This window comes from Rhodococcus sp. G6(2025) (assembly GCF_058628105.1).
In genome coordinates this window covers 1,645,839-1,658,558 of the sequence record NZ_CP179750.1, presented here as the reverse complement: position 1 = coordinate 1,658,558, position 12,720 = coordinate 1,645,839, and the positions used below count along the sequence as shown (strand labels likewise).

12 protein-coding genes and 1 pseudogene are annotated in these 12,720 nt (G+C 67.0%); 8 read left to right on the top strand and 5 right to left on the bottom strand.

The genetic code is table 11. The features are described from left to right. Positions 1 to 6: 6 nt before the first annotated feature. Both ACLIVD_RS07650 and ACLIVD_RS07645 read right to left on the bottom strand, forming a co-directional pair. Entirely contained in the window at positions 7 to 486 is a 480-nt protein-coding gene (locus ACLIVD_RS07650) for a nucleoside deaminase (RefSeq protein ID WP_280784562.1), read from the bottom strand. 59 nt (positions 487 to 545) lie between these two features. Further along, positions 546 to 1,628: an Lrp/AsnC family transcriptional regulator gene (locus ACLIVD_RS07645; RefSeq protein WP_491932204.1), complete on the bottom strand. Its 1,083-nt coding sequence runs from the start codon at positions 1,626 to 1,628 to the stop codon at positions 546 to 548. Between the two features lie 46 nt (positions 1,629 to 1,674). Between ACLIVD_RS07645 and ACLIVD_RS07640 the strand changes: the two genes are divergently transcribed. Genes ACLIVD_RS07640 through ACLIVD_RS07630 form a run of 3 tightly spaced genes read left to right on the top strand, consistent with a single transcriptional unit; the run spans position 1,675 to position 5,654 of the window. Continuing rightward, positions 1,675 to 2,937 (top strand): MFS transporter, encoded by a 1,263-nt coding sequence (locus ACLIVD_RS07640; protein WP_491932203.1) that lies wholly within the window; start codon positions 1,675 to 1,677, stop codon positions 2,935 to 2,937. Continuing rightward, a complete protein-coding gene (locus tag ACLIVD_RS07635; RefSeq protein ID WP_491932202.1) occupies positions 2,915 to 4,171 on the top strand; it encodes an amidohydrolase in 1,257 nt (418 codons plus the stop codon). Before ACLIVD_RS07640 ends, ACLIVD_RS07635 begins: the two co-directional genes overlap by 23 nt. Before the next feature lie 55 nt (positions 4,172 to 4,226). Further along, on the top strand, positions 4,227 to 5,654 hold the full coding sequence (locus ACLIVD_RS07630) for an amidase (protein WP_491932201.1): 1,428 nt from the start codon (positions 4,227 to 4,229) through the stop codon (positions 5,652 to 5,654). A 32-nt stretch (positions 5,655 to 5,686) separates the two neighbouring features. Here the strand turns inward: ACLIVD_RS07630 and ACLIVD_RS07625 are convergent, their stop codons facing one another. The 3 genes from ACLIVD_RS07625 to ACLIVD_RS07615 are packed head-to-tail and all read right to left on the bottom strand — an operon-like array spanning position 5,687 to position 7,073. Further along, the gene (locus tag ACLIVD_RS07625; protein WP_317569957.1) at positions 5,687 to 6,028 is read right to left on the bottom strand and encodes a DUF202 domain-containing protein; all 342 of its coding nucleotides are present in this window, start codon (positions 6,026 to 6,028) and stop codon (positions 5,687 to 5,689) included. After that, positions 6,025 to 6,360 carry a YidH family protein gene (locus ACLIVD_RS07620; RefSeq protein ID WP_317569956.1) on the bottom strand — a complete coding sequence of 112 codons (336 nt, stop codon included), beginning with the start codon at positions 6,358 to 6,360 and terminating at the stop codon, positions 6,025 to 6,027. Before ACLIVD_RS07620 ends, ACLIVD_RS07625 begins: the two co-directional genes overlap by 4 nt. 53 nt (positions 6,361 to 6,413) lie before the next feature. Continuing rightward, a complete protein-coding gene (locus ACLIVD_RS07615; protein ID WP_317569955.1) occupies positions 6,414 to 7,073 on the bottom strand; it encodes a TetR/AcrR family transcriptional regulator in 660 nt (219 codons plus the stop codon). Positions 7,074 to 7,179: 106 nt separating this feature from the next. Here ACLIVD_RS07615 and ACLIVD_RS07610 point away from each other — a divergent pair, with 106 nt between their 5' ends. The 5 genes and pseudogenes from ACLIVD_RS07610 to ACLIVD_RS07590 all read left to right on the top strand — a co-directional run bounded on the left by ACLIVD_RS07610 (position 7,180) and on the right by ACLIVD_RS07590 (position 12,720). Then, a complete protein-coding gene (locus ACLIVD_RS07610) occupies positions 7,180 to 8,388 on the top strand; it encodes a CaiB/BaiF CoA transferase family protein (protein WP_283351601.1) in 1,209 nt (402 codons plus the stop codon). Positions 8,389 to 8,431: 43 nt separating this feature from the next. Next, on the top strand, positions 8,432 to 9,778 hold the full coding sequence (locus ACLIVD_RS07605; protein ID WP_283351600.1) for an MFS transporter: 1,347 nt from the start codon (positions 8,432 to 8,434) through the stop codon (positions 9,776 to 9,778). Between the two features lie 31 nt (positions 9,779 to 9,809). Continuing rightward, positions 9,810 to 11,213 (top strand): amidase, encoded by a 1,404-nt coding sequence (locus tag ACLIVD_RS07600; protein ID WP_283351599.1) that lies wholly within the window; start codon positions 9,810 to 9,812, stop codon positions 11,211 to 11,213. A 66-nt stretch (positions 11,214 to 11,279) separates the two neighbouring features. Further along, complete coding sequence (locus ACLIVD_RS07595; RefSeq protein ID WP_283351598.1) at positions 11,280 to 11,711, top strand: MerR family transcriptional regulator; 432 nt, start codon at positions 11,280 to 11,282, stop codon at positions 11,709 to 11,711. Beyond that, a pseudogene (locus ACLIVD_RS07590) lies at positions 11,708 to 12,720 on the top strand (aldo/keto reductase). The gene ACLIVD_RS07595 and the pseudogene ACLIVD_RS07590 overlap by 4 nt, the downstream one beginning before the upstream one ends.

Here is a 12,720-nt window from a genome sequence, read left to right as displayed (position 1 = left end):
CGCCGGTCATTCGGCCACGCCGATGTCCTCGTTCCAGAGTTCGGGCTGGGTCTCGATGAATTCGGCCATCAGGTCGATGCAGTGCTGATCGCGCAGGACGGTCACGTCCACGCCGTTCTCGCGGAGCCATTCGTGACCGCCGGTGAACGTCACGCTCTCCCCCACCACGATCGCGCCGATGTTGAACTGCCGGACCAGACCGCTGCAGTACCAGCACGGTGACAGGGTCGTCACCATGATCGTCGAGCGGTAGTCACGTTGGCGCCCGGCCGCGCGGAAGGCGTCCGTCTCACCGTGGACGGACGGGTCGCCGTGCTGGACTCGTCGGTTGCGACCGCTGCCCAGCAGGGTTCCGTCGCCGGCGAATAATGCAGCCCCGATCGGTATTCCGCCCTCACGTTTGCCGAGTTCGGCTTCGGCGATCGCCACGGCCAGCAGTTCCTCGGGGTCGAGCGCCGCCCGCGCGGAGTTCAGGGGAATCGACATGCCTCTACCTTCCCTGCGGGACGCGGCCACCACAACAGCGAAATCGTGTGGGTTGTTCGCTACGCCGATCTCGGCGAACTGTCGCGCCACACATCCAAGGGAACGTGGCCGACTGCGGCGCCGTGCGGGCCGAGCAACCGCCCCATCCGTTTGAGCGGTCGAAGCGTCACCCGGCGGCTGTCGACGCGAACGTTGTCGGACAGGGCAACGAGCCGTTCCTCGATGCGGCGGCAGTCCTGCGCCGAGCGCAGCCACAGGTACACGAGCAGGTTGTATCGCCCGCTGGTCGAGGCGCACAGCCGGATTTCGGGCCACGTGGACACGGCACGGCCCACACGGTCGAGATCTGCACCCGCGTCGACCTCGAATATTGCATTGAGCGGCCAGCCTGCTGCCTGCTGGGTCATGTCACATCGGAAGGCCAATTGGCCTGATCGCGTGAGCTTGCCGAGCCTGCGCCTGACGGTCGTCTCGCTGACTCCGCACCGGTCGGCCAATTCGGCGTAGCTGCAGCGCCCGTCGGCGCTCAATGCGTCCAGCAACGGACGGTCGGATGCCTTCAGCGGAACCGGGAACGGATCACTCGGTGGCGTGGTGAGCTGGGCGCGCTGGGCACTGTCCAGCGTCCGCGGCTGCCATCCGCCGCCTTCGTGGTAGACGTGCAGACACAGCTCGGCCCGAATCGAGACCACTCCGGGTATCCGGCTCAGATGGTCGTGGACCAGATCGTCCAGGGCCTGGGGGCCGGCGGTGGCGACGGCGGCAAAGTATTGCGCCTTGCCGTCGGTGCGTTCGACCTGATAAGCGCAGTTCAGCCCGCACAGTGCTGAGCCGACGCGGTGAACGGCCTCGGGAGTGCACTCGAGCGTCACGTAGGCGTTCGTGTGGTGTTGCCCGACCGGGTACGCGGTGATCCACGCCTGTCCGTCGTCGGATAGCTGGCGCCAGCGCCGTGAGGCGGTGGTGGCGTCCACACCGAGGGCAGTGCCGATCTGGGCCCAGGACCCGCGTGGGCTGATCTGGAGCGCGTTGAGCAGGGTCAGGTCGAACTCGCTGAACGAGGTGCCGCCGGAATCCGGCACGAAGGGGTGTTCTGCGCCGGAATGCTGCGCGTCAGGGGTTTCGAGTGCCACGCGGTCCATTGTGAGTCATCCCACCCATCGAGTTCGTCTTGTGAGGAGATTTATCGTGCTGCGTTCCACTCGCATCACCGTGCTACTGCTCTTCGCGGCGTGGGCGGTCGACTACATCGACCGACTCGTCATCAATCTCGCCCTGCCCGCGATCGGTACGGAATTCGCACTCGACTACGGGCAGCGCGGCCTGATCGTGTCGGCGTTCTTCGTCGCCTACGCGCTGTCGCAGATCCCGGGCGGGCTGCTCGCCGATCGGTTCGGTGCTGTGCGTATCGCCCTCGCGGGTCTCATCGCGTGGTCCCTGTTCACCGGGCTCACGGCGATCGCCTGGTCGTTCACCGCACTGTTGGCGATCCGGCTGCTGTTCGGCTTCGCGCAGGGCGTGTTCCCCGCAGCCGCGATCAAGCTGTTGTCGGAACGCAGCGTGCCCGAGCAGCGGATGACAGCCAACGGGTGGATGCTGAGTTCGAACGCCTTCGGCTCGTTCGCCGCCGCGATCATCGCGTCGATTCTGTTGCCACTGTGGGGATGGCGGCCGATGTTCGCCGTCATCGCCGTCCTCGGGGTTGTGGTCGTGGTTGCGATCAAGCGTTGGATGCCCGAGGCACTGCCCTCGGACGTGACCGCACTCGACCCCGCCACGGCACACCGAAGCAGCAGTTCGAGTGGCGTGGGGATCGTGCTCCGAGCGCCCGCGATGTGGTGTTTCGCGCTGGTGTTCTTCGGATACGACGTGATCGTGTGGGGCATCGGCTCCTGGACCGTCTCGTATCTCCACGAGGAGCGGGGCGTGTCGATCGGCACCGCGGGTCTGCTCTCGATCGCCCCGACCCTCGTGGCCGCCATCGCCGTGATCGTCGGCGGCCGTTTGTCGGACCGGTGGGAGGGAAGACCCAGCCGCATCATCGTCCCCGCGATGATCGTCAGTGCCGCACTCGTGATCGTCCTGCCCCACACGGAATCGGTGACCATGTTCGTCGTCGTCGGAACCGTCCTCAGCGGCATCAGTGCACTGTGCTACATGCCCGCGTTCGCGGTGCCGCTGCGCAGCCTCCCGGCTTCGGTTTCCGGGGCCGCGTCCTCGATGATCCTGTTCGGCGGCATGATCGCCGGCATCGCGGCGCCCTTGGCTTTCGGAGCGATCGTCGACGCCGCGTCCTGGACCACTGCTTTCGGTGCGCTGGCCGTCGGCCCGCTCATCGCGATCGCCGCCGTTCTCGCCGCACCCCAGACCACCGACCACATGCTCGCCGCCGTCCGGCGCGACCGCACCCCCGACCGAGAGGAAACCCATGAGCACTCCACTGTCGAATGATGCCGCACAGCAGTCCCATTGGCGAGACGTCTACAACGATCTCCACGCGCATCCCGAGCTTTCAGCGTGCGAGTACCGCACCGCGGGTCTCGTGGCGCACGAGTTGCGCGCCCTCGGCGGCTGGGAGGTGACCGAGCGCGTCGGTGGCACCGGCGTCGTCGGTGTTCTGCGGGGCGGCCCCGGGCCGGTGGTGCTTCTGCGCGCGGATATGGACGCCTTGCCTGTGCAGGAAGACACAGGCTTGGACTACGCGTCGAGGGTGCCCGGGGTCATGCATGCGTGCGGACACGACGTGCACGTCGCTGCGCTCCTCGCGGTGTGCGCGCGACTCGCCGGCGCGCCGACGATCGACGGCACGGTTCTGGCGGTGTTCCAGCCCGCGGAGGAAACGGGGCAGGGTGCGCGCGCCATGCTGGACGACGGCCTGTTCGAACGGTTTCCGACGCCCGCGATCTGCCTGGGCCAGCACGTAGCGCCGTTGCCCGCGGGCGTCGTCGTCTCCCGGGAGGGTACCGTGATGGCCGCGTCCGACAGCATCCGAGTGACACTGTTCGGGCGCGGTGGCCACGCGTCGACGCCACACAGCGCGGTCGATCCGTTGCTGATGGCGGCCTCACTGACACTGCGATTCCAGACTCTCGCCGCCCGTGAGGCCTCCGCCCGGCCGGCGCCGGTGCTCACCACCGGTGCATTGCATGCGGGCACCGCCGCGAACATCATCGCCGACGATGCCGAGTTGCTCCTCAGCCTCAGGACGTTCACACCGGCGTCGCGTGAGCGGATGCTGACGGCGATCAGGCGACTGGCCGAAGCGGAGGCGGCCGCTGCCGATGCGCCGAAGTCTCCGGATATCGAGGAGTTCAACAGCTTTCCGTTGACCGTCAACACTCCGGACGTGACCGGGTCCGTGCTGCGGACAATCGCCGAGGCCGGAATGCCCGTACATCGTCTGCCCCATCCACTGACCGGCAGCGAGGACTTCAGCGAACTCGGGACCGCGGCGCGGTGTCCTTCGGTGTTCTGGCACATCGGCGGGATGGAACACGAGCGCTTCAGTGAAGCAGATCTCGCGGCCCTGGCAGCGGGGCAACCACCGGCCGGAATCCCACCGAACCACTCACCACGATTCGCGCCCGACCCGGCATCCGTGCTGCCCGCCGCGACCGCAGCAATGCACGCGGCGGCGACGCACGCGCTCGCCACGGAGCGCTCACCGCACGCTGCGTCCCGTTAGCACTGCGCCACAACAGCTTCGACAACCCATCGGGTTCACGAAAGACGAGGAACATATGACCACCGATCTCCCGTACCTCAGCGCCACCGCAGCGCGAGCACTGTTCGACTCACGCGAACTGTCCCCGGTAGAGCTGATGCACGCCCTCATCGACCGTGCCGAGCAGGTCGAACCCCACGTGAACGCGTTCTGCGAGCAACTCTTCGACGAGGCACTCGTACAGGCCGAGGAAGCCGAGCAGCGCTATCTCGGACGCGGCCCGGCGCCGCGTCCGCTGGAGGGCATTCCGGTGGCCGCCAAGGAAAAGCACGCTATCGCCGGGCGATCCCTCACCGAGGGCTCGCTGGTGAACAAGGACGTTGTCGCGGCCGAGAGCGCTCCGGTGATCGAGCGAATCCACGCCGCAGGCGGCATCATCCACGCCCGCACCACCACCCCCGAATTCAGCGTCGCCGGGTTCACCCACACCCCGATGTGGGGCGTGACCCGCAACCCCTGGAACCTCGCCTACAGCCCGGGCGGATCCTCCGGCGGCTCCGCGGCGGCGCTGGCCGCCGGAACCACCCCGCTGGCGACCGCGTCGGACATCGGGGGCTCGACCCGGGGCCCGGCGGCGTTCACCGGGACCGTCGGATACAAGGCCCCGTACGGGCGAATCCCCGGGATGCCCCCGATGAGCATGGACTTCTATCGCGGCGACGGTCCCATGGCACGCACCGTCGACGACACGATCCTGTTGGCGAACATGCTCATCGGGCCGGACGTCCGCGACCACACCTCACTACGTCCTGCGATCACGCTGCCCACCCAATACCCCTCGGTGGAGGGCATGCGCGTGGCGTTGAGTATCCGGCTGGGCTGCTTCGTGGTGGAACCGGAGATCGAGGCCAACACCCGCGCGGTGGCACGTGCGCTCGAGACCGCCGGGGCGATCGTCGAGGAGATCGAGCTGCCGTGGACCGCCGAGGAGATCCGACTGGCAGTGACAACACATTTCGGCACGATCATGGGTGCGATCGTGGCGCAGGTCGCGGCCGGGAACGAGGATCTTCTCGCCCCCTACACCCGCGCGTTCGCGACCCAAACCGCGAGCGCCCGCACGGGGGCCACCTTCGTCGATGGTTTGCGAATCGAGACCCGGATGCACCGACAGCTCGCCGAGGCGATGTCCGGGTTCGATGCCCTGCTGTGCCCGACGTCCGGCGTATCGGCCTACCCCGCGGGGGACGACATGCTCGACGGGATCGTCGTCGACGATCAGCGGCTCGATCACGCCGCGGAGGCGTTGCTCACCCTCCCGTTCAACATCAACAACCGGTGTCCGGTCCTGGCCGTCCCCAGCGGTCACGCGTCATCCGGCGTCCCCACCGGGGTGCAGATCGTCGGGCACACCTACGACGACGCCACCGTCTTCCGGGTCGGCAAGGCCGTCGAACAGCTGCGACCGTGGGACTACACGCGAGAGCATCGTCCCGGAGTGTGAGGTACGCGGGTGACTTGCCCGATCACTCAACCTCATTCGCCGGATCGGTTGGTGTCATGGGGGGGGAGGTCGAGCGTCACTAGTTCTGCGAGTGCGGTAGTGAGCACCGCCAGGCTTGTCAGGGCGGGGACCTTGTCGGGGAGACGCGCAGTGTGCCGACGTAGAGCACGGCCGCGCAGCCCCGCGACGACGACGATGGTGCTCATGGTCATCAATGCTGCGGCAGCGGGAACGATCGCGGCGGTGTGCTGCGTCCGTATTGCAGCGTGGGTGAGGATGCCGGCCACCGTGGCCGACGACAGGGCAGTCCGGCGCCACGACAATGCGGTTCTCTCGGGTTGCAGACCCTGATCGCGTTCGGTCGGATCGGTCATCCGAGGAGCGGGGTGGTCATCGTGAGGACCGCGAGGCCGGTGGTGCCGCAGACCAGGATCCGCATCAGCGGGGACGTGGGCAATGGCAGCCCTCGACGCATGGCGAGTTGGACTGAGCGCCAGTGGAAGTAACTGCCGATGATAATGGTGACGGCGAGCAGGGTGGAGCCGATCGCGAGGGCAGTGCCGGTAGACGAGTTGCCGAATGTCGGTGCGAGATGGGTGACGGCCACCGCCCCCGCAATCAGTGCCAGTGAGGTGCGGATCCAGGCGAGAAAGGTGCGCTCGTTCGCGAGGGTGAAGCGGTAGTCGGGTTCGGGGTGGTCAGGCATGGACGCCCTCCAATTCTTCCGGTTGGACATGGCGCCGCGGCGACGGGCGTCGCCTACTTGCCCGCGCGAGGTGTGGTTGCACGGTCGGAGGTGCGTGCTGGGGTGTCAGCGTTCTGCAGTCCGTCGAGGATCTGGTCGAATACGGCTCCGGCGCGTTCGTCGAGTTCGTCGAGCGAGATGCCCAGGTCCCTGGCGATGGTGTCGCGGAATATGCCGTATCCGAGATAGGTGGCGGCGGTCAAGGCGTGCATGACTTCTCCGTCGGCGCCCTGTGGCAGCGCCCCGGTGTCCTCGTCTCGGTCGAGCGCGGCACGGGTCCGGTCGAGTAGCGGGAAGAGGGTGAAGTCGGGGTCGCCGTCGAGGGCGAGCAATGCCTCGAGTTTGACGAAATCGGGATGCTGTCGGGCTCGCTGCCACATCACCCGCCGGCGGTCACTGAACGGAAGGCTCCAATGCTCGTCGGGGTCGAGGCGGTTCTGGTCGACCAGGCGGCTGATCGCAGCCCGCAGCAGCATCTGTCTGCTGCCGAAATACTGGTAGATCTGCCCGTGATTGACACCGGCCTCCTGCGCGACCTCCCGCAGCGTGATGCCGGCGAGTACACCGTCGCGTTCGAGTAATCGCAGTGTGGCGTCGAGTAATTCGTTCTCGGTGTCTTCGCGGCTTCCACGCCGCCTACGCGGCTTCTTCTGCGTTGCACCCGCCTCGGTCATCGACCGTCCTCCGATTTCTCCTCGACACCTTGTGGTGACCTCACTCACAATATACAGTCCGTTACTACCAAACGTTAATAACACTTCGTTAGAAGGTGGGGCGGGTATGACGGACACTCAGTTGCCGTTGGAAGGCATTCGGGTTCTGGATTTGTCCACGGTGCTGGCCGCGCCGGTCACCGCGACCTTCCTGGGCGACTTCGGTGCCGAGGTGGTCAAGGTCGAGGAGCCGGGCACCGGGGATTTCACGCGGGCCGGGCTCGGCAGCGAGGACGGTCGTCACCGTTCACTCCAATGGGTCCAGGAGGGGCGCAACAAGAAATCGGTGACGATCGACCTGCGCACCGAATGCGGCCGGGACCTGGTCCGGCAGCTGATCCCGCAGTTCGACGTGGTGGTGTCGAACTATCGGCCACCGACTCTGGAGAAGTGGGGACTCGGACCGGAGACACTGCAGCAACTCAACCCTCGAGCCGTTCTGGTGTTCATCACCGGGTACGGCCTGACCGGGCCCTACCGCGACCGCGGTGCGTTCGATCGGATCTCGAGTGCCTTCGCGGGCCTGACCTATGTGAGCGGTGAGCCGGATCGGGATCCGGTGCGTTCGGGATACTCGGTGGTCGACTACATGTCGGCGTATCTCGCAGCGTTCGCCACCGTCACCGCGCTCTACCACCGCGACCATCGCGGAGGTACCGGGCAGATCATCGATCTCGGGCTCTACGAGGCCGGCTTCCGGGCCAGCGAGAACGCACTGCTCGCCTACGGGGCCGCCGGTCAGATCCGCGAGAGGTTGGGCAACAAGAATCTGGGCATCGTGCCGGCGAGCGACTTCGACACCGCCGACGAACGGCGGATCTCGTTGCACGCCGGCACCGACCCGCTGTTCCGCAAGCTCGCCGCGGTCCTCGAGCGACCGGACCTCGCCACCGATCCTCGCTTCGCCACCCGCACCGACCGCGTCGTCCACCAGGATGCGCTGTATTCGATCATCACCGACTGGGTGGCCGACCAGACCGCCGACCACGCTGTCAAACTCCTCAACGACGCAGATATTCCGGCCGCTCCGATCATGAACATCGCCGACATCGCCGCCGACCCGCACTACAGCGAACGCGGCACCGTCGTCACCGTCGACGACGAGCAGCACGGCGTGTTGCCGATGGCCGCACCGCTGCCGCGCATGACGGGCACTCCCGGCCGGATCCGCACCCTCGGCCCCGATCTGGGGGAGCATACCGACGCGGTCCTCACCGAGATGCTGGGCCTGTCCGGCGACGACCTCGCCCGCTTACGCACCGACGGCGTCATCTGAACGTGACCGGCGCACCGCATCCCACGACTTCGAGGACACTGCCATGACCGACACCGGGATCCAACGGACTTCCGCGGCCACAACGAAGACACCGCACCCGCCCACTCCCAGACAGCCGGATGAACCTGTATTCGACCGACGGCGCTCCTGGACCGTTCTCGGCCTGATCGTCGTGTTCATGCTGATCAACTTCGCCGACAAGGCAGTGCTCGGATTCGCGGCGATACCCCTCATGGACGAGTTGAACATGAGCGAGAGCACCTATGGCCTGGTTGCCAGCGCTTTCTACCTGTTGTTCAACCTCACCGGACTCCTGGTGGGGTTGATCTCCACTCGGATGTCGAGCCGCATGATCCTGTTCTCCCTCGCGGTGGGCTGGGCACTCGCACCGATTCCGGTACTCCTCGTGGCGGCAGTGCCGACGCTGGTCGTCAGCCGCATGCTGCTCGGCGCCGCCGAGGGACCCGCGTCACCGATGTCCATGCACGCCCTGTACAAGTGGTTCCCCGAGGGGAAACGCGCACTGCCTACGGCATTGCAAATCGCCGGCGGCTCGATCGGACTCCTACTCGCGGCACCAGTCCTGGCCTTCATCATCACCAACTACGGTTGGCGCGCCGCATTCATCGCGCTGAGCGTCGTCGCCATGGTGTGGTCGGTTCTGTGGTTGCGGTTCGGCCAGGACGGACCGTTCACCGCCGACCCGGCAGCGTCTGCGGACGGTGACCCGACCCGCCCGCGACTGCCGTACCGCACGCTACTGGGAAACGGGACGGTGCTCGGCGGACTGGCGTGCAGTTTCGGGGCGTACTGGTCCATGGCCATTGCCGTGGCGTGGGTGCCGGCCTACCTGGAGTCTCAGGTCGACATGACACCCGGCGGTGCGGCGTCGGTCATCAGCGGCAAGGCGGCGCTGTCGCTCGTCCTGGTGCTCACCGTCGTCCCGCTGACCGGGGTGATGATCCGCCGCGGTGTGTCGAGTAGATGGATGCGAGGAGTCGTGCAGGGCACCGCGGTGACCGTCGCCGGCATCTGCATGCTGGCGTTCCCGTTCGTCGATTCCACGCCCCTGTGTATTGCTTTGGCGGTCATCGCCTTCGGTGCACCCACGCTGGCCTACCCCCTCGGTTATCTGACCATGGCAGAAATCATGCCCGCCCATCAGCGCGGCGCAATTTTCGGAATCACTCTTGCCGTGAGCACCTTGCCCGGGGTCATCGCGCCGTTTCTGACGGGCAAGATCATCGGCTGGTCGGACTCCGTGCACGCCGGGTACCAGAACGCCTTCCTCACCGCCGCCGTGGTGATGGTGATCGGCGGCCTCGTCGCGATCGTCACGGTCGATCCCCCGCGGGACGCCCACCGACTCGCCGCATCCAGTCCGAAGTGACCGACATTCGACAGCAGGAGCCACAATCAGCATGTCCGACTTCGCCTTCACCGCGGTCAGCGATCTCGCCGCCATGATCCATGCCAAGGCCCTCTCCCCGACCGAACTGGTCGAGCACTTTCTCGACCGGATCGACAAGCACAACCCGGACATCAATGCGGTCGTCTCCCTCGACGCCGATCGATCACGGGCAGAAGCCGCCACCGCAACCGGAAACATCGCCCGCGGAATCACGGTCGGACCACTCACCGGAATACCGGTCGTGGTCAAAGACCTCGAGAACGCGCGCGGATTCCCGACCAGCAGAGGGACAAAGGCGTTCTGCCTCGGGCCGGACGCCGTCGCGGACAGTATCCACGTCGCCCGCCTTCGTAGTGCGGGAGCCATCGTGATCGGGAAGACGAACGCGCCCCCGATGGGCGCCGCCATCCACACCGACAACGACGCCTTCGGAACCACCCGAAACCCGTGGAACCCGATGGCCTCGGCCGGCGGTTCGAGCGGTGGATCGGCCGCCGCAGTCGCCGCCGGCCTCGCACCGCTCGCCACCGCGGGCGACGGCGGCGGATCCACCCGAATCCCCGCAGCTCTGTGCGGAATCGTCGGCCTCAAACCCACCCGTGGCCGCATTCCCGCAGCATCACCTGCCTGGACCCATCACAGTTGCCCGACCCCGATGGGTCGCAGCGTTCGTGACACCGCACTGCACCTCGACATCGTCGCCGGATACCATCCCGCAGACACGTTCTCGGTGCCGGATCCTGGATACTCTTACCGCGGTGCACTGGATCGGCCGTCGCCGCGGCTGCGGGTCGGCGTCAACCGGACCTTCGGCGTCGCGAATCCGCACCCGGACATCCTGCACGCGGTCGAGCGTGCCACCCAGTCGCTGCGCTCACTCGGTCACCAAGTCATGGACGACAACACTGCACTCCCCGGCGCGGAAACGTTCCCCGCATCGCTCCAACTGCGCCAGCAGATCCTCGCGTACATCAGGTTCACTGCGGTACGGGACGAGTTCGACTCACGTCCAGAAGATTTCGAACCATGGTTCGCGGCGATTCTCGACCGCGGTCGCGCCACCACCCTCGACGACCTCGCCCGCTACTGGGAATACCGCAGCCGGCTCGATGTGTGGGCGGCCGACCTGTTCGAGCCGTACGACCTGCTGCTCACGCCCACCACACCCACCACCGCCTGGCCCGCCGAAGGACCGGACATGAGCGCGGCGCTGCGCGACCGGACGATACCCATCACCTACACCTCGGTATTCAACGACACCGGCAATCCGGCCATCAGCATCCCCATGGGCCTGAGCGCCGACGGGCTGCCCTGCGCGGTCCAACTCATCGCCCCACACCACCGCGACGACCTCCTCCTCCAGGTCGGCGCAGCACTCGAAAGGGAAGCAGGTCAGCTGCGACCCCCTCTGTGACGTAGCAAGGGTACGGAGTCGCCCGGCTGTTGCGTTGGAGTGCACTCCAAGTCGTACGGTTCAGTCATGGCCACCCAGTTGGAGCAGTCGACCGGAACGTTCGCGAGTATCTCGGAGGTCGCGGCGATCACGGGCCTCACGCAGGACACCCTGCGCTGGTACGAGCGCGAGGGGATGATCCCGACGATCGCGCGGGGTTCGGACCGTCGCCGCCGTTACAGCGAGCGGGACGTGCGGCTGATCGAACTGCTGGTGAAGCTGCGGACGACGGGCATGCCGACCAGTGACATGCAGCGTTTCGCGGTGCTGCTGGCCGGGGGCGCCGAGACCCACGAGCGGCGGTTGGCGCTGCTGCTCGCGCATCGCGAACGCATCCTCGCCCAGCAGGCGAGGCTCGACGACGCCCTGGCGGCCCTCGACACCAAGGTCGATCACTACCGGGCCCTCATCGCAGGGACCGACGAAGACCCCGCCCGACAACGACGAGGAGAAGTATGACCGACATCGGTACGACAAACCTGGGTGACTCGCTCACCGTCTCCGACATGGGTTTCGGAGGAATGGCTCTCACACCCGTCTACGGCGGGGTGGAACCGGGGAAGGCGCTCGCGACGCTGCATCACGCGGTGGATCTCGGAGTGAGTTTCCTCGACACCGCCGACGTGTACGGGGCCGGCGACAACGAGCGGTTGATCGCGCAGTTACTGAGGGACCGGCGCGAGGAAGTCACGCTGGCAACCAAGTTCGGGATTGTGGGGATCCGAGGAAGCGGAGCGAGGGCGGCGCCTCGACCCGCGGCGACCGCGCCTACGTCCACGAGGCGGTGGACGCCAGCCTGCGCCGACTCGGCACCGTCACGATCGACCTCTACTACCTGCACCGCCCCGACCCGTCGGTTCCGATCGAGGACACCGTCGGTGCGATGGCCGAACTGGTGGCGGCGGGCAAGGTGCGACACCTCGGACTGTCGGAGGTGACGGCCGGGGAGCTGGCGTCCGCGCACGCGGTGCATCCCATCACGGCAGTCCAGTCGGAATGGAGCATCTGGAGCCGCGACGTCGAGGCGCGGATCGTGCCGGCGGCGGCCGCACTGGGTGTCGGGTTCGTCCCCTACTCGCCGCTCGGCCGGGGGTTCCTCACCGGGACCGTCACCGGCGTCGATACCTTGGCGCCCAACGACTTCCGCCGGACTCTCCCCCGGTTCGCGGCGGGCACGCTGCAGCGGAACCTCGGCGTGGTGGACGCGGTGAATTCGGTCGCAGGCGACCTGGGTGCCACGCCCGCACAGGTTGCGCTGGCGTGGCTCTACGCGCAAGGCCGCGCGTTCGGACTTCCGGTCGTACCCATCCCCGGAACCCGCAGTGCGGAACGGGTGACGGAGAACGCCGGTGCTCTCGGTATCGAACTCGATGCGGCGCAGCTGGCGGTGCTGAACTCGGCCGGGGAGCACGTGGAGGGTGCGCGTTCGGAGGATCTGCAGTGGGTGTCGGAGGGCCGCGACTTCTGA